This window comes from Sphingopyxis sp. PET50 (genome assembly GCF_025244705.1).
Taxonomy (GTDB): Bacteria; Pseudomonadota; Alphaproteobacteria; order Sphingomonadales; family Sphingomonadaceae; genus Sphingopyxis.
On record NZ_CP104207.1, the window covers coordinates 539,018 to 558,942 of the forward strand.

Below are 19,925 nucleotides of genomic sequence, written 5' to 3' on the forward strand. Positions count from 1 at the left end.
GCGCCAACCCGTGGGCAAGCGGGTTCGTCGCTTTTGGGTTATTTTTGCGGGATGAACAGCGTGGCTTCACAGACATTTTCGGCGCGGACGCGGCTGGCGGCTTTGCTCATGGCAGGGACGATGCTTGCCAGCCCCGCCTTCGCTCAGGGCGTGCAGCCCCCGGTCGTCGCCGCGCCGACCGTCCCGGTTCCCGCTGCCGAGGCCGCTCCGGCCGCAGCGACGATCCGCTCGATCACCGTCACCGGCAACCAGCGGCTCGAAGGGCAGACGATCCTGTCCTACCTCCGCCTGCGGGTCGGGCAGGAATATAATCGCGCTATGCTCGATCAGGCGCTCAAGGATCTGGCCGCGACGGAGTTGTTCAAGGATTTCCAGATCAGCGACGACGACGGCGCGCTGACGATCCAGGTCGCCGAAAACCCGGTGATCAACCGCGTCATCCTCGAAGGCAACAAGCGGCTCAAGGAAGACAAGATCCGGCCCGAGATCAAGCTCGCGCCGCGCCAGATCTTCACCCGTTCCAAGGTCCGCGCCGACGTCGCGCGCATCATCGAACTCTACAAGCGCCAGGGTCGCTTCGCCGCGACCGTCGAACCCAAGATGGTGTCGCTCGACCAGAACCGCGTCGACGTGGTGTTCGAGATCAACGAGGGACCCAAGTCGAAGGTCCGCCAGATCAACATCATCGGCAACGAGAAGTTCAGCGACGGTGACCTGAAGGACGAGATGGCGACCAAGGAATCGGGGCTGCTGACGATCCTGTCGTCGAACACCAGCTACGATCCCGATCGCCTCGCCTATGACCAGCAGAAGCTGCGGCTGTTCTACCTGACCAACGGCTATGCCGATTTCCGCGTCATTTCGGCGGTCGCCGAGCTGACCAGCAACAAGCAGGACTTCATCATCACTTATGTGGTGGAGGAAGGCGAGCGTTATAAATTCGGCAAGGTCGGCGTCGAAAGCGAACTGCGCGATTTTCGTCCCGAAACGCTCAAGACCCTGCTGCCGATGAAGGAAGGCGACTGGTACGACGCCAAGCAGGTCGAAGATACGGTCGAAAGCCTGAGCGAGACGGCGGGCCTGTTCGGCTATGCCTTTGCCGACATCAACCCCGAATTCCGCCGCGACCCCGAAACGCGGACGATGGCGATCACCTTCAACGTTGCCGAAAGCCCGCGGACCTATGTCGAGCGCATCGACGTCAACGGCAACACGCTGACGCAGGACAAGGTCGTCCGCCGCGAATTTCGCCTGAACGAGGGCGACGCCTTCAACAGCTTTGCGGTCAAGCGTACCGAGAACCGCATCAACAGCCTCGGCTATTTCCAGGAAAATCTGGAAATCGAGCGCAAGGAAGGCAGCGCTCCCGACCGCATCATCCTGGAAACCAATGTCGAGGAAAAGCCGACCGGCGAACTGTCGCTGTCGGCGGGTTTCTCGTCGATCGAGAATTTCCTGCTCCAGGCCTCGGTGCGCCAGCGCAACTTCCGCGGCCTCGGCCAGCAATTGCAGGCGTCGGTCAATTATTCGAGCTATTCGAAGTCGGTCGAACTCGGCTTCACCGAACCCTATCTGTTCGACCGCAATATCTCGATCGGCGGCAGCATCTATCGCCGCGACCTCAATTCGTTCAACTTCATCAACAACGACCGCCGCACGACCTTCCAGCAGGTCACCACCGGCGCGCAGGTGACGGTCGGCGTGCCGTTGACCGAATATCTGTCGGCGTTCGGGCGCTACAGCCTGAACTTCGACGATGTGACGCTCGACCGGTCGCTCTATTATTTCGGCGACCAGTGCGATCCGCTGATCGCTGGGCGCTATCTGTGCGACGCGATCGGCAACCGCACGACGTCGCTGCTCGGCTTCACCCTCGCTTATGACGACCGCGACAATCGCATCCGCCCGACGCGCGGGCAGGCGCTGTCGATCAGCCAGGATTTCGCGGGTCTCGGCGGCAGCGTCAAATATGTCCGCACCCGTCTGACGGGCAGCAAGCACTTCAACCTCGGCAGCCGCTTCATCCTCAATGTCTCGGCCGAGGGTGGCTATATCTATCCGTTCGGCGGACGCCCGACCCCGACGAGCGACAAGGTCCGGCTGACCGACCGTTTCCAGCTTGGCGAACCGCAGATGCGCGGCTTCGACATTCGCGGCATCGGCCCGCGTGTGATCCGCTTCAGCAATGTCGATCTGACCGATCCGGCCAATCCGATTCTTGACGCCAGCCTGGCGAGCCGCCGGAACCTGATCGATGACGCGCTCGGCGGGCGCGCCTATTATCAGGGACGGCTTGAGGTCGACATTCCGCTCGGTACCGGCGCCAAGGAACTGGGGCTGCGGCCATCGGTCTTCCTCGACGTCGGTTCGGTGTTCAGCGTCAAGCGCCCGACGCTGACGACGCTCGCGAACTTCAAGGATCCGCTCGACAATCTGACCAAGAACCTGTGCCGCAACGCCACCACCGGCACGCAGCAGTTCGCGACCCGGCCGGTCGGTGAAGACGGTCTGCCGGTCGGCGCCCAATATACCGCTTGTCCGGAGGGCTTCTCGTCGCTGTCGCCGTTCGAGGAACGCTTCTATGGCGACACCTGGATGCCGCGCGTGTCGATCGGCGCGGGCGTCAACTGGAACTCTCCTTTCGGTCCCTTCCGGATCGACTTCGCTTACGCCCTTCGCAAAGAAGAGGGCGATGACACCAAACGCTTCTCATTCAACGTAGGAACCCAATTCTAATGAAAAAACTTCTTGTCGCATCGGCACTGGCGATCGCCACCCTGTCGGTTTCGCCCATGGTTGCGGCGCCGAGCCTTTGCTCAGGCCAAGGGCGTTGCCGTCGCCGACGTCCGCGTCGCCGCCGCCCGCTCGACCGCCTTCACCACGGCCACGCAGCAGATCGAGACCACCTACAAGGCGCAGATCGACCAGCAGAACACCCGCGGCCAGACGCTGCAGGCCGAGATTAATGTCCTGATCGCCAAATATAATGAAGAGTCGAAAAAGACCCCGCAGAACCAGACCGCGCTCCAGGCCGCGGCGAAGGCGGTGCAGGACAAGCGCCAGGCCGCACAGACCGAGCTCGCCCAGATCGGCGCGCCCGTCGACCTCGCCATCGCCTATGTCGAGGACCAGATCAGCGTCCGCATGAACGAGGCGATCAAGGCCGCGATGACCGCGCGCAAGGTCGATCTGCTGCTCAACCCCGATGCGGTGCTGGCGCGCGAAAACAATGTCGACATCACCGATGCCGTCGTTGCCGAGCTCAACAAGATCCTGCCTGCCGTGTCGATCGCGGTTCCGGCCGACTACCAGCCGGGCCAGCTCGTCCAGCAGCGCAACCAGCAGCTGATGGACGCCGCCCGCGCCGCGCAGCCGGGCGCCGCGGCTCCCGCCCCGGCCAAGCAGCGCGCCGACCACCCGCTAAGATCGTGGCGGACGGGGAAAATACGGACGGCGCCAAGGGGCCCGCGGATATCCGCCGGATCCTGTCGCTGCTGCCGCATCGTTATCCGATGCTGCTCGTCGACCGGGTGGTTTCGATGGTGCCGGACACCTCGATCCACGCGATCAAGGCGGTGACGATGAACGAGCCCTTTTTCCAGGGCCATTTCCCCGGCCTAGCCGATCATGCCCGGCGTCCTCATCGTCGAGGCGCTGGCGCAGGCCGGCGGCGTGCTGGCGATCGAATCGCTCGGCCTCGCCGAGCACCGGCAAGCTCGTCTATTTCATGGGGATCGACGGCGTGAAGTTCCGGAAGCCGGTCGAACCCGGCTGCCTGCTCGACCTCCACGTCACCATCCTTCAGGCGAAGCGCAATATCTGCAAGTTTGAGGGGCGTGCGATGCTGGGCGACCAACTGGCGACCGAATGCCAGTTCACCGCGATGATCGCCGACCCGCCGAGCGACTAATTCAGGCGGCACCAGCCCGCTCCCCCACCCGGCCTCCCTAGGTTACTATCGTTGGGGAGGCCGGGTGGGGGAGCGGGCTGGTGCCGCTTCCGGCGTTAGCCGGAAATAAACGCCACTACTTGCCAAATCGGCCGTTCGCCGTTAGGGGACGCCGCTTCGCGTCCCCGGACGCATCGACTCAGCTGCTGGTCGGAAACCAGCGGCACAGGAGCCAGAGACATGAAAAAAGACACGCATCCCGACTATCACATGATCACGGTCAAGATGACCGATGGCACCGAATATCAGACGCGCTCGACCTGGGGCAAAGAGGGCGACGTGATGACGCTCGAAATCGACCCCACCGCGCACCCGGCGTGGACCGGCGGCACCGGCCGGATGCTCGACGCGGGCGGCCAGGTCGCGAAGTTCAACAAGCGCTTTGGCGGGCTTACCCTCAAGCGCTGATCCCCGGCATCAGCCGAGAACTTTAGCAAGCGCGCTTTGCCACCCGGCAAGGCGCGTTTTGCGTTTTTCGGCATCGAGCGCGGGGACGAAGCGCGTCGCGGTGCCGCGCATCGCCTTGGCGGCACTTGCGAGGTCGGAGTAGAGCCCGGCCCCGGTCGCGGCGAGCATGGCGGCACCGAGCGCGGTACTCTCGATGAAATCGGGCCGTTCGACGGTCAGGTCTAGCATGTCGGCCAGGTCCTGCGCCATCCAGTCGTTCGCGGCCATCCCGCCGTCGATGCGCAGATCGGCCCAGTCGACGCCGTCGGCGGCGAAGGCCGATTTGAGGTTGTGCGCCTGATAGGCCTGCGCCTCCAGAGCCGCGCGTGCGACATGCGCCTTCGTGCTCGCGAAGCTGAGGCCCGATAGCGCCGCCAGCGCATCGGGCCGCCAGTGCGGCGCACCCAGCCCGGCGAGGGCGGGGACCAGATAGACGCCGCCATTGTCCACGACCGAGCGCGCCAGCCCCTCGCTCTCGCCCGCGCTCGCGAGCAGGCCCAGCCCGTCGCGCAGCCATTTGATCAGGCTGCCTGCGACGAACACCGATCCCTCGAGCGCATAGCTGCGCCGCTCGCCCTCCTGCACCAGAACCGTCGCAAGCAGGCGATTGTTCGACACCGGCCGCGTCGGGCCGCTCGCCGACAGGATGAAGGCGCCGGTGCCGAAGGTCGCCTTGGTCTGCCCTGGCGCCAGGCAGGCCTGTCCGATGGTCGCCGCCTGCTGGTCGCCGGCCATGCCGCTGATCGGGATCGCGCCGCCGAACAGCGCGGGGTCGGTGGCGCCGACGTTGGTCGTGCAACCGGTGATCTCGGGTAGCAGGCTTGTCGGCACGCCGAGCAGGTCGCACAGCCCGGCATCCCAACCGCCCGCGCTGTTGATATCCATCAGCAAGGTCCGCGACGCATTGCTCGCATCGCTGACATGCACGCCGCCGGTCAGGCGGAAGATCAGATAGGATTCGACCGTCCCGACCGCCAGCCGTTCGCCCGCCTCGCGCAATTGCGGCCAGTTCTTGAGGGCCCAGCCGATCTTGGTTCCCGAAAAATAGGGGTCGAGCAGCAGACCGGTCTTCGCCTGCACCGTGGCTTCGTGCCCTGCTTCCTTGAGCGCCGCGCAATCGGCTGCGGAGCGGCGGTCCTGCCACACGATCGCAGGAGCCAAAGGCTCGCCGGTCGTTCGGTCCCAGAATACAGCCGTCTCGCGCTGGTTGGTGATCCCGATCGCGGCGATGCGGCTAGCGCCGCCCGCCTCGTCGATCATCGTCCGGGTGCAGGCGAGCGTTGCCTCCCAGATTTCGGCGGCATCATGCTCGACCAGTCCCGGCCCCGGATAATGCTGCCGGAACTCGCGCTGCGCGCTGCCCAGCGGCTTGCCGTCGGCGGCAAACAGCATCGCGCGCGTCGAGGTCGTGCCTTCGTCGATGACGATGATCCGTTCGGTCACTGAGAGCTCCCCATCCGCTTGTGCCCGGCGACGCGCCGTTCTTCTCTTTCACCCTAGATGAAGGAAGGACGGCGCTTCGACAAGCGCAGGGCAGCCGGATCGACGCGGGAGGATTGCCGGGACGGGAAGGCCGCGCTCAAAGCCCCTTCATATATTCGACCAGCGCCAGCCGGTCCTCATGCGTCAGCCGCGCATTGCCATAATCATGGCCGCATGTTGGAATTGCCGGGGATCGGCCTGCCCTGCGTGTCGGTGGTGCTGAAACGGAAGCTTGCCGAGCCAGTGGCGTCGACAAAGCCGACCTTGACCGGGTCGAATTGTTTCGAGCCCACCGTGAAGCTCGCGGCGCGCTGTGCTGGCGGCAACAACAATTCGTAGAGCGACCGCACCGACCCGTTGTGCAGATAGGGTGCGGTCGCCCAGATGCCGTTCAATGGCCGCGCCTTGTAGACGAGCAGGGGATCGTTCATCTCCGCCATGCAGATCGCGAGCCGCTGTGCCGCGGTTTTCTGCGCCGTTTCGGAACCCGGCGCGACGAGCGAGAAATCGATCCGCCGCGGCAGGCCGAGCCCGGCCTTCGCGAACACTTCGGCGAGCTCCAGCTTCTTGCCCGACAGCGACCCCGCTACCGATGTCACCAGCATCTGGCGCGAACTGCCGACCGCGCCATATTTCGGCCCGCTGCCGAAATATCCCTCGGGCACGTCCTTCAGATTGCCGGTGCGGTTGCGGATCGTCATCGTGTTGCACGCCATCCATGGATCGGTGCCGACCGGCCGCGGTCCGGCCCAGATCGGGGTCAGCACCGCCTTGATATCGGTGTCCAGATCGTCGGGCGCCAATATCGCGTGGCACGACACGCATTCTTCCGCGAACAATATTCTGCCGCGTTCGGCCAGGGCCGCGTCGGGCTTGGGAAAGCTCCCGGGCCAGGCGGGAGGCAAGAGCTTGGCGACCTGCACCTCCATCGCGTCGAGGTTGGTCACGTTGACGCTCGACGCATAGCCATCGAGCCCGGGATAGGGCGTGCTGATATTGACATCGCCGAACACCCCGATCACCTCGCCGGTGTTGCGGCCCAGCCCGCCGACGTCGACGATATCGCCGCTTGGCAGCTTGAACTTCCGGTTCGGTGCGAAGCCGTTCCACTGCACCTTGTCGTGCTGGGCAATGTTCCACAAAAAGGGATAGCTGACGGGCGCGTCGGCGGCGCCGGTGAACGGATCCTGGGCCTGGTTGATCAGCGCCACCTTGTTCAAAATATGCCCCACCGCGTCGAGCCGCCCATGGCCATAGCGCGAGGTCGGCCGGTCGGGCGGATCGTTGAGCGCCTTGACCTGCGCCTCCCACGCCACGAAATTCTTCAGCGCGCCGCGCAGAAGGTCCTTGTCGCGGGCCGCCCCCGCACCGAGTACCGCGGCGGCGAAGCGGTCGAACTTCGCCGGATCGGCAAGCGTCGCCTCGGCGGCGAGGTCGAGTTCCTCGATGAAGGTCTGGAAATCGGTCATGCCGGGGCCGCCCTCGACCCGCACCACCGCGTCGCCGTGGCGGATCTCGTTGGTGTGGCACGCGGCGCAGTTCATGCCGACCCACGGTTCCTTCGCGCCCTGGCCGCTCTTCCAGCGCAGCCGCGAACGGATCAGTCCGTCGTCGCCGCGTGTGTTGAGCGCAAAGCCGATCGGCAGGCCATATTTCAGGCCATCGCTGTCGTCGGCATCGGGCGGCAGATAGCCCAGTGCCGCCATGCGGTCGAAGGTGAAGAATTTCGCCTGCGATCCTTTTTCCTCGAGCGCCATCAACCAGGCGTGCGGGATCAGCCGCGATCCCTGGTCGCCGTGGTACCATGCGAGCTGTTCGGCGCGCGTCCAGCCTTGCGTCAGCGGGCCTTTGTCGCCTTTCGTCATGCAGGCGCCGAGCAGCAGGGTGGCGCCCATGGCTGTGGCGAGCAACGCGGCTCCGCGCCTTCCGGTGGCGGGCAATATGTCGGTCATCATCGTCTCCCTGTCCGCCGCGCCGTTGGCGATCGTTGCCGCCAAACCCGCGAACTGTGCGCCCCACAGGTTTCATCCGATCCGCGAAACGGGGATCGGCGACGAATAGAGAAGGCGGCAAATAAGCGCCGATCGCGCGCGCGAGTCAAGGCAAGGACAGGGTAAGCCGCCCGTTAAGCGGTGGCCCCTGACGCGGGAGCCTTGCAAATCCGCGCCATCCATGCCATATGTTGTGCAACGCAGCATGGCGGGATCACCCGCCGCAACCACCGGTAGCGTGATTTTCCCGCCCGTTTCAGGCGCGGGACGAGCCGGAAGCGCGCTTTGTCCCCAGAGGCACCCTTTCACGCGGGTCGTTTCGAACCCGCGGCCGTGCGCCGTCCGTTCGATACGAACGGACGCTGTGCGCGTCGCCCATTGTGAGTAATATATGACCAGTTTCAACGACTTTGGCCTGCATGCCGACATCAATCGCGCGCTTGCCGCCAAGGATTATACCGTTCCGACCCCGATCCAGACGCAGGCGATCCCGCCGCTGATGAAGGGCCGCGACCTGTGCGGCATCGCGCAGACCGGCACCGGCAAGACCGCAGGCTTTGCGCTGCCCTCGATTCACCATCTGATCACCCATCCGCACCACACCAATCCGCGCAGCTGCCGGATGCTCGTGCTGGCACCGACGCGCGAACTCGCGGCGCAGATCGCGCAGAGCTGCCGCGACTACGGGCGCTTCACCAAGCTGCGCGTCTCGACCGTTTTCGGCGGCGTGCCGATCAACAAGCAGATCCGCGACCTTGCGCAGGGTGTCGAAATCCTCGTCGCCACCCCGGGCCGCCTGCTCGACCTGATCGACCAGCGTGCGCTGCGCCTCGACGATGTCGAAATCTTCGTCCTCGACGAAGCCGACCAGATGATGGACATGGGCTTCATCCACTCGCTGCGCCGCATCGCCAAGCTGCTGCCCTCGCGCCGTCAGAACCTTTTCTTCTCGGCGACGATGCCGAAGGAGATCGCGCACCTCGCCGAGCAGTTCCTCGAGGATCCGGTCACCGTGTCGGTGACGCCGCAGGCGACGACCGTCGAAAAAATCCGCCAGTTCTCGACCTACGTCGAGCAGAAGGAAAAGCAGGCGCTGCTCCATTCGGTGATCGCCAGCGAGGATATCGACCGCGCCCTGATCTTCACCCGCACCAAGCACGGCGCCGACCGCGTCGTGCGCCACCTCGCGGGCGCGGGGATCAAGGCGATGGCGATCCATGGCAACAAGAGCCAGTCGCAGCGCACACATGCGCTGCAGGCCTTCCGCTCGGGCGAGATCAAGCTGCTCGTCGCGACCGACATCGCCGCGCGCGGCATCGACGTGTCGGGCGTTTCGCACGTCATCAACTTCGAGATCCCGAACGTGCCCGAACAATATGTCCACCGCATCGGCCGCACCGCGCGCGCCGGCGCCGAGGGCAAGGCGATCAGCTTCATCGCTCCCGACGAGCGGCCGTATATGCGCGATATCGAGCGCGTCACGCGGAGCAAGTCCGAAGCGATGCCGCTGCCCGAGAATTTCAACGAGCTGGTGCGCAACCTGCCCAAGCCCGCGCAGCCGCCGCGCGATACCGGCAGCAAGGGCCGCAACCCGCAGCGCCAGCGCGACGAGGCGTTCGCCGGGCGCGGCGAGGGCAATCGCGGCAACCAGCCGCGCGGCGACCGTGGTCCGCGCCGCGAAGGTGCGGGCGCCGACGGCCAGCCGCAGCGCAAGCGCCGCTTCCGCCCGCGCGGCGGCAAGGTCGGTGCGCACAAGGGCGCGGTCAAGCGCGTCGGTTGACGGAAGGCGTGCTCGCTCGTTAGGGTCTCCCGGGTTCGGGGAGGCTTGGGTGATCGACGACGACGAATATGAGCCGCTGCCGCGGCGTCCGATGATGCGGCGCAAGCGGGTGCTGATCCCGCTCGCGCTGCTGCTCGCGATCGTCGTCGCCTTCTTCGCGCTCCGCACCCCCGACACCGACCGCGACGCGATGATCGCGAAATATGGCAGCCCGGATGCCAATTTCGTGGCCAGCCCGGCGGGCCAGCGCATCCACTATCGCGATCAGGGCAAGCGCGACGGCCCGGCTATCGTGCTGCTCCACGGATCGAACAGCAGCCTGCACACCTGGGAGCCGCTCGTGCAACGGCTCGGCGGCGATTACCGCATCGTCACGCTCGACCTGCCCGGCCATGGCCTGACGGGCGGCACGCCCGACAAGGATTATGGCGCGAGCGGGATGATGGCGGCGATCGACGTCGTTGCGGCGAAGCTCGAACTCGACCGCTTCACGCTGGGCGGCAATTCGATGGGCGGCTGGGTCGCGTGGCGCTATGCCCTCGACCATCCCGACAAGATCGACGCGCTGCTGCTGCTCGACGCGAGCGGGATGCCGCTACGCGCGGGCGAGAAGGCGCCCGAATCGAACATCGGCTTTCGTGTCCTCGAATATTCGTCGGGCCGCTGGCTCGCGACCCGGATCACCCCGCGCTCGCTCGTCGAGATATCGCTGCGTGGCTCGGTCGAGAAACAGGCGGTGGTCGATGAGGCGATGATCGACCGCTATTGGGAGTTGCTGCGCTTCCCCGGCAACCGCGAGGCGACGGTGCTGCGCGCCCGCATGGACCGCGAACCCGCAATGGCCGACCGGATCGGGGGCATCAGGGCGCCGACGCTGATCCTGTTCGGCAAACAGGACCGGTTGATCAACGCCAGTGCCGCGCAGACCTTCCACGAACGCATCCCCGGGTCGGAGGTCGTGCTGCTCGACGGCATCGGCCATCTGCCGATGGAGGAGGCGCCCGACGCGACCGCCGCGGTGATCGCCGATTTCCTCAAGCGGCGGCTTGTTCCGCCGCCGGCGCGTCCAGAAAGTCGCTGATCCGGTCGGCGACCTTCGCCGCATGGGTGAAGGGGAACAGGTGCGATCCCGGCACCACTTCCAGCATCGCGCCGTCGATCAGTTGGGCGATCATCTGGCCGTGGGCCGCGGGCACGACGCCGTCCTGTTCTCCCATCAGCACCAGCGTGGGGATATGCTTCAGCGTCGGCAGCATCGCCGCGCTCGTCCAGCCCGCCATCGCCATGCTTTGATAGGTCAGGCCGAGCGGCGTTGCGGTCGGCAGCTTGAGCCCGCTCGCCAGCATGTCGTCGTCGAGCAATGCCGCCCAGCCGATGCCCGGCGCCGCGACGGTCGGCGTCGTCGCCATCAGCACCAGCCGCCGCACGCGGCTCGGGAATTGCACTGCGATCTGCTGCGCCATCGCGCCGCCCCAGCTGAAGCCGGCGAGGTCGAAGCTTTTGTGGCCGAATCGCTCGGCGATCTCGACCAGGATCGCCGCCATCGTCGGCGCGCCATAGGGCATCAGCGCGTCGGGCGATCCGCCGACGCCCGGCATGTCGAGCGTCCACACCTCGCGGCCGTGAAGCTGCGCCAGCAGCGGCGCTGCCGCGGCGATATCGGCGCCGATGCCGTTGAGGAACAGCAAGGGCGTCTCGCCCGCGCCCGTGCGCCAGCGCGCGACGCGCAGCATCAGGCCATAGATATGTTCCATGCCGATTGTCGGCGAACCGCTGATCCTGCTCATCGAGGTCGCCTTGGCATCTTTTGGTGACGGGCGAAAGTCCGGTTGGCTGAAGGCCCCATATTAAACCAAACCGCAGCCTTGAGCCTGTCGAAGGGCGCCTATCCGAGAAGCGCCCTTCGACAGGCTCAGGGCTGCGGTGTCGGGACCGGTGTCGCCAGGGCCGCTCGCTCGGCCTGTTCGTATCGCAAACAGTCGAAAATCTTCGCCCCCGCCAGGAACACCGACCCGCTGCAGGCCAGCAGCAGCAATTTGCCGCCGACACCAGGATATTCGTGAATATAGATCATGCCGCGCGCCATCGCCCCGACCCCCAGCGCATAGATGATCAGGCACGCCTCGAACCTGGTCTTGATGACGAACAGCCGTCCGATTTTCTTCAGCATCACCATAGCCTCGACAAGGGCAAGAGCCGTGCCAGTGGCGCAAATCGGGGATTCGGCGCCGCGGGCTTATGGTAAACTGTAAATTAACTCGACAGCGGCGGGAAGGGCGGAGGCAATATTTCCCGCCCAAATGGAAAGCGGCACCCCCGCATCGCTGCAAGGGCGCCGCTGACTGACGTCCCAGGGTCGCAGAAGGGCTGAGCAGTTGCGGTCTTATCGGTGCGCTGTGCCGCGGCCGCATCCTTCATATGAAGGATGGATGCCAAAAAAAATGCGGTGTCTCAAACTCCGTGCATGCTGAGCTTGTCGAAGCAATGTCCTTCTTCAATGGCAAAAGGAAACAATGGCCCCCTTCGACTGCCTTGCAGGCGCCCAGGACAAGCTTCGACAAGCTCAGCACGAACGGAGTCGGGTCAGTTCGGGGTCGTCACCGCAATCCGTGCGAGCAGCGAGGCGAGGTCGGCCTGCCGCGTGCAGCCGGTCTTTTCGAGCACGCGGCTCAGCTGGCTGCGCACCGTGCTGATCGCGACGTCGCCCGCCGCCGCGATCGCCTCGGGTGTCTCGCCGCCCGCGATCCCCTGGGCGACGCGCGCCTCCGACGGCGTGAGGTCGAACAGCGAGCGCATCAGCGTCGCCGACGGCGCGCGCCCGGATGCGACCGGGATCAGCAGCATCAAGGCATAGCTGTCGCCGAACACGTCGTGCGCGCTACGTCGCACCGGGATGACGTGGGCGACCAGTTCGGGATGACCGGCCCGATCGCGGATTGGGAAGGAGCGGACTTCGCCGCCCGCGTCGCTGCCGAGCGCCGCCAGTGCTTCGCCCAACATCGTATCGGCCTGCTTGTCGGCGAGATGCAGCCTGCCCATTGCGCCCCAGACCAGATGTTCGCGCAGATCCTCGGCCAGAGAACTCGCTTCGATGACCTCGCCATTTGCGTGGAGGAGCAGCGCGGGCAGGCGCAGCGCCGCCAGCGCTTCGGTCGCGCCCTCGGCGCGTTTCAGCTGCAGCCGCGCGCTGACCAATGCGCTGCGCGCGATATGCGGGCGGATCGCGTTCAGCCGCGCGACATTCTCGCGCTCGATCGGCCCGCCGTCGAAGGCGCGTTCGACGCTGAACACGATATTGTCGCCGGTCGGCACCTGCAGCCCCGTGCCCGCCGACCAGCCGAGCCCGCGCGGGCGGAAAAAGTCGCGATAGACCGGATCGGCGCGCAGCTCCTCTTCGCTCCAGAAATCATATTCGACGAAAAAGGATGGCGCTTCCTGGCTCATCAGGCAGACGCGGCGGCTGCACTTGCCGAACCAGCCGTCGTTGACATAGGCGTCAAAGGCATCGGCGACGCTCTCGGACGCCGTCCAGTTCAAGGATTTGCGCGCCGAGAAGAGCAGGCCGCCGGTCGACCCTGCGAGCGCCGCGACGTCGTCGAGTACGCCGGGCCACGCCTCGGGCACTACCGAACATTCGTAGATGCGGTCGATCAGGTCATCGTGCATGCGTGCCCCCTCAGTTCAACTCGCTCAGCCCCAAAGCCTCCAGCAACGCCGTCCGCGCCCGCCGCACATCGGCGGCCAGCCCGGCCGAACCCAGATCGCCCGCCGCGATCGCCTCGGGCCAGTGCTTCGCCACCACCTCCGAAATCCGGTCGAGCCTGTCCGCATCGGCCATGAAGCGCGGATCGACGGTAGCCGGATCGGCGACCACGCGCAGCCGCAGGCACGCCGGACCGCCGCCATTCGCCATCGACTGGCGCACATCGACGGGCAGCAGCCTGCGGATCGGGCCATTGCCCGCGACATGCGCTTCCAGCCAGTTCCACACTGCGGGCGTGGCCTGTGCCTCGGTGGGCAGCACGAGCCCCATGCCGCCGCCCTCGGGCAGGCTGACGAGCTGGGCGTTGAACAGATAGGATCTGATCGCGTCGGGCAGGCTCACCGCCTCGGCGGGCACCTCGACGATCTCGACCGCGGGGAAGGCGGCGCGGATTTCCGCATGCGCCGCCTCGCGGTCGTGAAAGGCGGTTTCGTGGGTGAAGAGCACTTTCTCGTTCGCCACCGCGACGACGTCATTGTGGAACGCGCCACCCTGGATCGCGATATCGGATTGGCGGATGAACAGCGTGCGCGCCGGATCAAGCCGATGGCGGCGCGCGATCGCCTTCGAAGCGTCGAGATGCTGGCGCGCGGGAAAGCGTCCGCCGCCGACGCCGTAGACGAAAATCTCGACCCCCGGCGATCCGTGCCCGTCGCACAGCCGCATATGGTTGGCGGCGCCCTCGTCGCCAAAGGGGGCGGGGACGGGACCATGGACCGCAAAGGCCGCGTTGGCGAAGGCGAGTTTGAGCTGCGCCAGCGTCCCCTGCCATTCATGGCTGCGGTGGGGCATGGTCACCAGGTTGGCGACGGTGAGGTGGCATTTGCCATCGCCGCTGTCGGGGGCGGGAGAGACGGTTGCGGCATTGGCCGCCCACATCGACGAGGCCGACCAGGCCTGCGCGCGCAAATGCGGCTCGGCCTCCTCCAGCGTCGTTCCCAGCACCTCCAGCCACGCCGCATCGGGCCGGTCGAGCGGGGTGAAGAAACCCTGCGGCAGTCCGAGCGCCAGATTGTGGCGCATCTTGTCGATGCCCTGCAGCGCGGCGGCGCGTGGCTGCGACACGTCGCCGGCATTGTTCGCTGACGCAATATTGCCGCGGCTGAGGCCGGCGTAATTATGTGTCGGGCCGATGATCCCGTCGAAATTGATTTCGGTGAGCATAAACTCCCTCTCCAATCCCTCCCCTTCAGGGGAGGGCAGCGAGACTTGGCAGCTTGCTGCCTAGTCGCAGCGGGTGGGGTCCATCGGCCTCGCGCAAGGCCGATGGACCCCACCCCAACCCCTCCCCTGAAGGGGAGGGGCTTTTCGTTACCGCCCGATCCAGCTGATCTGGTCGCCCGGTCCGACGCCCAATATGCGCGCGGCATCGGCGTCGATCGTGCCGTCGGGACCGACCTTGCCGAAGCAGCAGCGGAAGTCCGCCAGCCGCCCGGTCGCGACCAGCGCATCCTCGCCGCCCTCGCCGATGCCCGACACTTCGAGATGCTTGGCGTCGCGGATGCTCGCGACCTGATCGGTGCGCGCGGTCATCGTCGGGCCGCCGTCGAAGATGTCGACATAATTTTCGAAGGCGAAGCCTTCATTCTCCAGCATCCGCATCGCGGCGCGGCCCGTCGGGTGCGGCACGCCGATGACGCTGCGCGCATGGTCGCTGAGCATCGCGATATAGACGGGGTGCTTGGGCATCAGGTCGGCGATGAACTGGTTGCCGTGGACCGCGTTGAACTGGTCGGCTTCCTGGAAATTCATCCCGAAGAATTTGCCCGCGACCCCGTCCCAGAAGGGCGAGCCGCCCGCTTCGTCGATCACCCCGCGCAGCTCGGCGAGGATGCGGTCGGCGAAGCGCGGTCGGTGCCGCGCGATAAACAGATAGCGCGAGCGTGCGAGCAGCAGCCCCAGCCCGCCCGCGCGCGCCGCGGGGTGGAGGAACAGCCCGCCGACCTCGCTCGCGCCGTTGAGGTCGTTGCTGAGCATCAGCACCTGCGCGTGGAACGTACGCCCCAATTGCTCGCTATGCTTGCTGTCGGTGCCGATGCGATAGGAGTAGAAGGGCCAGCGCTGCCCGACCTGTCCGAAAATCTGGCAGGTGCCGCGCACGTCGCCGCTGTCGAGATCCTCGAGCACCATCAGATACAGCTCGTCGGCCGGATATTCCTTCTCCGACCGGAAACCCGCCTCGGCACGCTCGAGCTTGGCGCGCAGCGCCTTTTTGTCGGGGGGCAGGTTGGTGAAGCCGCCCCCGGTCAGCTTTGCCATCTCGTAAATGCTCTGCAAATCGCCCGGTTTGGCCGCCCGGATCACATGGTTCACACTTCCCCCCGTTCCGCTATGCGCATCATCGTCAGCGCCGACAGTCGTGCCCGTTCGGCGAGGCTGTCGACGATCAGAAATTCGTCCGACGAATGGATCGCGCCGCCGCGCGGGCCCATGGTGTCGACCACCGGCACTCCGCACGCCGCGATATTGTTGCCGTCGCACACGCCTCCCGTAGCGTTCCAGCCGATCGGCGGCAGGCCGAGCGCCGCGCCGCAATCGCGCACCAGCTCGAACAGGCGCGTCGCGGCGGCGTCGAGTGGCTTGGGCGGGCGGTTGAAGCCGCCGTGGAGGTGGCAGTGGACGTCGTGGTCGTGCTGGATGTTGGCGATAGTGTCGCGCAGCGCGGCTTCGGCGGCGGCCATCGCTTCGGGGGTCGCGGGGCGCAGGTTGACGCGCAATATGGCCTGGTCGGGGACGACATTGTTCGGCCCGCCGCCGTCGATCCTGGCCGGATTGACCTTTAGTTCCAAGGATTTGAGTGCATTCAGCCGCACCGCCAGATCGGCCGCGGCGACAAGGGCGTTGCGCCCCTCTTCGGGGTTGCGTCCGGCGTGGGCGCTGCGGCCGTGGATGGTGATGCTGAAGTTGCCGCTTCCGGGCCGCGCACCCGCCAGCGTGCCGTCGGGGAGCGCGGGTTCATAGGTCAGCGCGGCGGTTTTTCCGGCGGCGAGCCTGGCGATCAGCGCGGCCGACGCGTGGCTTCCGGTCTCCTCGTCGCTGTTGATCATCACGTCGTAGCCGACACGATCGGCGAGCGGCGAGGCTTCGAGCGCGGTCAGCGCGGCGAGGATCACCGCTATGCCCCCCTTCATGTCGGCGGTGCCGGGGCCGTTGAGCACGCCGGGTTCCAGCCATTGCAAGGTCTGGAACGGATGATCGGCGGCGAACACCGTGTCCATGTGTCCGGTCAGCAGCAATTGCACCGGCGCCTGCGGCCGCACCCGCAGGTGCAGGTGATCGCCGCGCTGCGTGGTCCTGATGTTGCCGTTCGCATCGACGCTTTCGACCGGATCGGGCGCGACGAGGCGGATGTCGCCCGGCAGCGCCGCAAAGGCATCGGCGAGCATGTCCGCGACGGTTTTCAGTCCGGACAGATTGCCCGTGCCGCTGTTCACCGCGGCCCACTGCTCGACCTGCGCCAGCATCGGCGCGTCGGCGGCGATTTCGAGCGTCGCGCTTTCGGAGGCGGTGAGGGCGGTCATCGCACGGCTATAGCGAGCGGGAAGGGGCTTTGGCACCCCCCTCGGCCGCCGCGCTCAAAAACGCAGGACGACGCGCGTGCCCGGTTCCGCGTCCTCGATCGTCATCCGGCCGCGATGCAGGGCGACGACCGCGGCGACGAGCGACAGGCCGAGCCCCGTTCCCGGCTTGCCGACGGTTTCGGGCAGGCGGAAGAAGCGTTCCTTCACCCGCTCGCGAAAAGCGGGGGCGATGCCGGGGCCGCTGTCGGCGATCGCGATCCGGATGCAGCCGCCCGTCCGCTCGGCGGTCACCCGAACCGGTCCCGCGTCGCCGCCATATTTGATCGCATTGTCGAGCAGGTTGGAGATCGCCTGGAACAGCAGGTTGCGATCGGCCTCCATCGCCAGCCCCGGTGCGATCGCGCCTTCGATGACCGGCCCATGGTCCTCGGCGGCGGGGCCGTGCAGTTCGATCGCGTCGGCGAGCAGCGACGACAGGTCGACGCGCTGCGACCCCGCGAGATGCTGGCCGCTTTCGATGCGCGCGATGCGCAGCAGGGCGTCGAAGATCGATTGCAGCCGGACCGCCTCCGCCGACGCCTGCTCGGCCAGCCTTTGCCATTCGGTCTCGTCGGCCGCCGCGCCGAGTTCGTCGAGGTCGGCGCGCAGCCGCGCGAGCGGAGTGCGCAGTTCGTGCGCGATATTGTCCGACACGCGCCGCACCGATTCGACCGACTCCTCGATCCGCGCCAGCATCAGGTTGAGCGTTTCGGCGAGCTCGTCGAAATCGTCGCCGGTCCCGCGCAGCGGGATGCGTTCGGTCAGGCTGCCCGCCATCACGCGCCGCGCGGTGCGCGTCACCGCGTCGATCCGGCGTCCGACCGCCGCGCTCATCGCGAAACTCCCGCCGATCGCGAGCAGCGCGGCGCACAGGATGATCCACGCCGAACTGACCGCGAAAAGCTCGTCGCGGTCGTCGATATCCTCGACGTCGCGCCCGACGATCAGCCGTGCCCCGTCGGACAGCCGCCGTTCGACGACCAGCGCCTCGTAATCCAGTTCCTCGCCATTCCGATAGAGGTCGGCCTCCAGCAGCCGCCAGCCGACGATCGGCTGGTGGGGCCAACTCGGCAGATTGCTGTTCGCCACCCGCCCGTCGCCGCCCACCAGCGCGTGAAAGGCGTGGCGATGTCCCGGCGCGCGTTGCCGGCTGTCGAGCGCGGCGACCAGCGCGGAGCGTCCGTCGGCGGCGTCGAGGCGCGCCAGCCGGTCCGCCTCGGCCGCTACCTGGCCGGCCTCGCGCAGCAGGGGCCGGTAGACCCCCGCCCAATAGGCGGTCCCGAACAGCAGCAGCATCGAGGTCAGGAACAGCGCGACATAGGTCAGCCCGAGCCGAAAGGTCAGGCTGTGCCCCATCTGCCGCCAGCGCGACGTCATGCGGCGCGCATCAGGTAGCCGGTGCCGCGCACCGTATGGATCAGCGCGGTTTCGAAGCCGCGATCGACCTTTTGCCGCAGCCGGCTGACATGCTGGTCGATGATGTTGGTCTGCGGGTCGAAATGATAGTCCCACACATGTTCGAGCAGCATCGACCGCGTCACGACCCGCCCCTCGTTCCGCGCGAGATAGGTCAGGATGCGATATTCGCGCGCGGTCAGGTCGATCGTCTTGCCGCGCCGCTTCACCTGCTGGCCGAGCAGGTCGATCTCGAGGTCGCCGATCGTCAGCCGCGTCTCGGCGACGATCGCCGGACCGCGCCGCGCGAGTACATCGACGCGCGCGAGCAGTTCGGACATGGCGAAGGGCTTGGTCAGATAATCGTCGCCGCCGGCGCGAAGCCCCGCGACGCGCTCGTCGACGTCGCCGAGCGCGCTCAGGAAAAGGACCGGCGTCGCATCGCCGGTCGCGCGGATCGTCTGGACGATCGTCAGCCCGTCGACCTGCGGCAGCATCCGGTCGACGATGATCAGGTCGAAACTGTCGGCCGCGGCGCGCAGCAGGCCGGCGCGCCCGTCGGTTTCCAGCGACACGACATGGTCAGCGCTTTTCAGCCCCTTGCCGATATGCTCCGCGACACGGGCATCGTCCTCGATCACCAGGATCTGCATCGCTTACCCCTTAGGGAGCCGCGCGGCGCGCCGCCACGCTTTCGAACATTTGATTTTCGTCATCTTCGCCGCGCGGCACCGAAGATGGCCGGATTCAAATCTGTGGCCCATGCACGCGATAACGACCGCCGCCATGGCTCTCCCCGCAAAGGAGAAAGCCATGGGTCGGGCCGAAATGCATATCGCGGCAAGCTTGCCGCAGACGCTGGTCGTGCCGGAACCGGTCCGGCTGTCGGTGTTCGACCTCGACCGCACGCTGACGATCCGGCCGACCTACGCATCCTTTCTTTTCTTCGCGGCGCGTACCCATGCGCCGTGGCGGCTCCTGCTCGTACCCTTGCTGCTGCCGCTGGCGCTTCTCCATGCTCTGAAGCTGATCCCGCGCCGCCGCATGAAGCAGGCGATGCATCGCCTCGCGCTCGGCGGATCGCTCGCCGAGCGCGACGCCGCGCGCCTCGCCGACGATTTCGCCCGGCGTCTCGTCGCGCGCGGCCTCTACCGTCAGGGGATCGAACTGATCGAGCGCGAACGCGCCGCCGACCGCCGCATCCTGATCGCGACCGCCGCGCCGCATTTCTACACCGCCGCGCTCGCGCGCCGGCTCGGCATCGCCGATGTCGTCGCGACCGCCTCGTCGTGGCGGGATGGCCAGCTCGTGCCCGCGATCGACGGCGCCAACTGCTACGGCGCCGACAAATGCGCGATGGTGCAGGCGTTCATGCGCCGCGCCGGGATCGCGCGCGATGCGGCGCATATCCGCTTCTTTTCGGATCATGTGTCCGATCTTCCGCTGTTCGACTGTTGCGACGAGCCCGTCGCGGTGAACCCCTCGCCAAAGCTCGCCGCCATCGCCGCCCGCTGCGGCTGGCCGGTGCTCGACTGGCGCCAGCCCCGGGCCTGACCCC

16 protein-coding genes and 1 pseudogene are annotated in these 19,925 nt (G+C 66.6%); 7 read left to right on the forward strand and 10 right to left on the reverse strand.

The window, feature by feature from the left end; translation table 11 throughout:
* Positions 1-51: 51 nt before the first annotated feature.
* The 4 genes and pseudogenes from bamA to rpmE all read left to right on the forward strand — a co-directional run bounded on the left by bamA (position 52) and on the right by rpmE (position 4,357).
* Positions 52-2,736, forward strand: coding sequence for an outer membrane protein assembly factor BamA (gene bamA / locus N0A20_RS02830; protein WP_260582512.1), 2,685 nt, complete (start codon positions 52-54; stop codon positions 2,734-2,736).
* Between the two features lie 60 nt (positions 2,737-2,796).
* On the forward strand, positions 2,797-3,579 hold the full coding sequence (locus N0A20_RS02835) for an OmpH family outer membrane protein (RefSeq protein ID WP_260582513.1): 783 nt from the start codon (positions 2,797-2,799) through the stop codon (positions 3,577-3,579).
* Positions 3,513-3,910 (forward strand): annotated as a pseudogene (gene fabZ / locus N0A20_RS02840) (3-hydroxyacyl-ACP dehydratase FabZ). Before N0A20_RS02835 ends, fabZ begins: the two are co-directional and overlap by 67 nt.
* A gap of 219 nt (positions 3,911-4,129) precedes the next feature.
* The gene (gene rpmE, locus N0A20_RS02845) at positions 4,130-4,357 is read left to right on the forward strand and encodes a 50S ribosomal protein L31 (RefSeq protein WP_058814783.1); all 228 of its coding nucleotides are present in this window, start codon (positions 4,130-4,132) and stop codon (positions 4,355-4,357) included.
* Positions 4,358-4,366: 9 nt separating this feature from the next.
* Here the strand turns inward: rpmE and N0A20_RS02850 are convergent, their stop codons facing one another.
* Together N0A20_RS02850 and N0A20_RS02855 are read right to left on the reverse strand one after the other, a co-directional pair.
* The gene (locus N0A20_RS02850; protein ID WP_260582514.1) at positions 4,367-5,839 is read right to left on the reverse strand and encodes a glycerol kinase; all 1,473 of its coding nucleotides are present in this window, start codon (positions 5,837-5,839) and stop codon (positions 4,367-4,369) included.
* 203 nt (positions 5,840-6,042) lie between these two features.
* On the reverse strand, positions 6,043-7,830 hold the full coding sequence (locus N0A20_RS02855; RefSeq protein ID WP_260582515.1) for a di-heme-cytochrome C peroxidase: 1,788 nt from the start codon (positions 7,828-7,830) through the stop codon (positions 6,043-6,045).
* A gap of 430 nt (positions 7,831-8,260) precedes the next feature.
* On the opposite strand from N0A20_RS02855, the gene N0A20_RS02860 reads away from it, so the two are divergent.
* Positions 8,261-9,649, forward strand: coding sequence for a DEAD/DEAH box helicase (locus tag N0A20_RS02860; protein WP_260582516.1), 1,389 nt, complete (start codon positions 8,261-8,263; stop codon positions 9,647-9,649).
* Positions 9,650-9,698: 49 nt separating this feature from the next.
* Positions 9,699-10,730: an alpha/beta fold hydrolase gene (locus tag N0A20_RS02865; protein ID WP_260582517.1), complete on the forward strand. Its 1,032-nt coding sequence runs from the start codon at positions 9,699-9,701 to the stop codon at positions 10,728-10,730.
* Here the strand turns inward: N0A20_RS02865 and N0A20_RS02870 are convergent.
* The 8 genes from N0A20_RS02870 to N0A20_RS02905 all read right to left on the reverse strand — a co-directional run bounded on the left by N0A20_RS02870 (position 10,684) and on the right by N0A20_RS02905 (position 19,020).
* Positions 10,684-11,436, reverse strand: a complete 753-nt coding sequence (locus tag N0A20_RS02870; protein ID WP_260582518.1) for an alpha/beta fold hydrolase — start codon at positions 11,434-11,436, stop codon at positions 10,684-10,686. The two genes, N0A20_RS02865 and N0A20_RS02870, sit on opposite strands and share 47 nt — an antisense overlap.
* A 125-nt stretch (positions 11,437-11,561) precedes the next feature.
* Complete coding sequence (locus N0A20_RS02875) at positions 11,562-11,819, reverse strand: hypothetical protein (RefSeq protein ID WP_260582519.1); 258 nt, start codon at positions 11,817-11,819, stop codon at positions 11,562-11,564.
* A 413-nt stretch (positions 11,820-12,232) separates the two neighbouring features.
* Positions 12,233-13,315 (reverse strand): helix-turn-helix transcriptional regulator, encoded by a 1,083-nt coding sequence (locus N0A20_RS02880; protein ID WP_260582520.1) that lies wholly within the window; start codon positions 13,313-13,315, stop codon positions 12,233-12,235.
* A 10-nt stretch (positions 13,316-13,325) separates the two neighbouring features.
* Positions 13,326-14,576, reverse strand: coding sequence for an N-succinylarginine dihydrolase (locus N0A20_RS02885; protein ID WP_260582521.1), 1,251 nt, complete (start codon positions 14,574-14,576; stop codon positions 13,326-13,328).
* Between the two features lie 147 nt (positions 14,577-14,723).
* Positions 14,724-15,725, reverse strand: coding sequence for an arginine N-succinyltransferase (locus N0A20_RS02890; protein ID WP_260582522.1), 1,002 nt, complete (start codon positions 15,723-15,725; stop codon positions 14,724-14,726).
* Entirely contained in the window at positions 15,722-16,933 is a 1,212-nt protein-coding gene (locus tag N0A20_RS02895; RefSeq protein ID WP_260582523.1) for a hydrolase, read from the reverse strand. Before N0A20_RS02895 ends, N0A20_RS02890 begins: the two co-directional genes overlap by 4 nt.
* A gap of 54 nt (positions 16,934-16,987) precedes the next feature.
* Positions 16,988-18,349, reverse strand: coding sequence for a sensor histidine kinase (locus N0A20_RS02900; RefSeq protein WP_260582524.1), 1,362 nt, complete (start codon positions 18,347-18,349; stop codon positions 16,988-16,990).
* Complete coding sequence (locus N0A20_RS02905; protein WP_260582525.1) at positions 18,346-19,020, reverse strand: response regulator transcription factor; 675 nt, start codon at positions 19,018-19,020, stop codon at positions 18,346-18,348. The genes N0A20_RS02900 and N0A20_RS02905 overlap by 4 nt, the downstream gene beginning before the upstream one ends.
* A gap of 160 nt (positions 19,021-19,180) precedes the next feature.
* Here N0A20_RS02905 and N0A20_RS02910 point away from each other — a divergent pair, with 160 nt between their 5' ends.
* The gene (locus tag N0A20_RS02910; RefSeq protein ID WP_260582526.1) at positions 19,181-19,921 is read left to right on the forward strand and encodes an HAD family hydrolase; all 741 of its coding nucleotides are present in this window, start codon (positions 19,181-19,183) and stop codon (positions 19,919-19,921) included.
* Positions 19,922-19,925: the final 4 nt, after the last annotated feature.

Coding starts and splice junctions, on each gene's coding strand:
- N0A20_RS02900 (WP_260582524.1), bottom strand. CDS start 18,349: ATGACGTCGCGCTGGCGGCAGATGGGGCACAGCCTGACCTTTCGGCTC.
- N0A20_RS02855 (WP_260582515.1), bottom strand. CDS start 7,830: ATGACCGACATATTGCCCGCCACCGGAAGGCGCGGAGCCGCGTTGCTC.
- N0A20_RS02880 (WP_260582520.1), bottom strand. CDS start 13,315: ATGCACGATGACCTGATCGACCGCATCTACGAATGTTCGGTAGTGCCC.
- rpmE (WP_058814783.1), top strand. CDS start 4,130: ATGAAAAAAGACACGCATCCCGACTATCACATGATCACGGTCAAGATG.
- N0A20_RS02860 (WP_260582516.1), top strand. CDS start 8,261: ATGACCAGTTTCAACGACTTTGGCCTGCATGCCGACATCAATCGCGCG.
- bamA (WP_260582512.1), top strand. CDS start 52: ATGAACAGCGTGGCTTCACAGACATTTTCGGCGCGGACGCGGCTGGCG.
- N0A20_RS02875 (WP_260582519.1), bottom strand. CDS start 11,819: ATGCTGAAGAAAATCGGACGGCTGTTCGTCATCAAGACCAGGTTCGAG.
- N0A20_RS02905 (WP_260582525.1), bottom strand. CDS start 19,020: ATGCAGATCCTGGTGATCGAGGACGATGCCCGTGTCGCGGAGCATATC.
- N0A20_RS02870 (WP_260582518.1), bottom strand. CDS start 11,436: ATGAGCAGGATCAGCGGTTCGCCGACAATCGGCATGGAACATATCTAT.
- N0A20_RS02895 (WP_260582523.1), bottom strand. CDS start 16,933: ATGACCGCCCTCACCGCCTCCGAAAGCGCGACGCTCGAAATCGCCGCC.
- N0A20_RS02910 (WP_260582526.1), top strand. CDS start 19,181: ATGGGTCGGGCCGAAATGCATATCGCGGCAAGCTTGCCGCAGACGCTG.
- N0A20_RS02885 (WP_260582521.1), bottom strand. CDS start 14,576: ATGCTCACCGAAATCAATTTCGACGGGATCATCGGCCCGACACATAAT.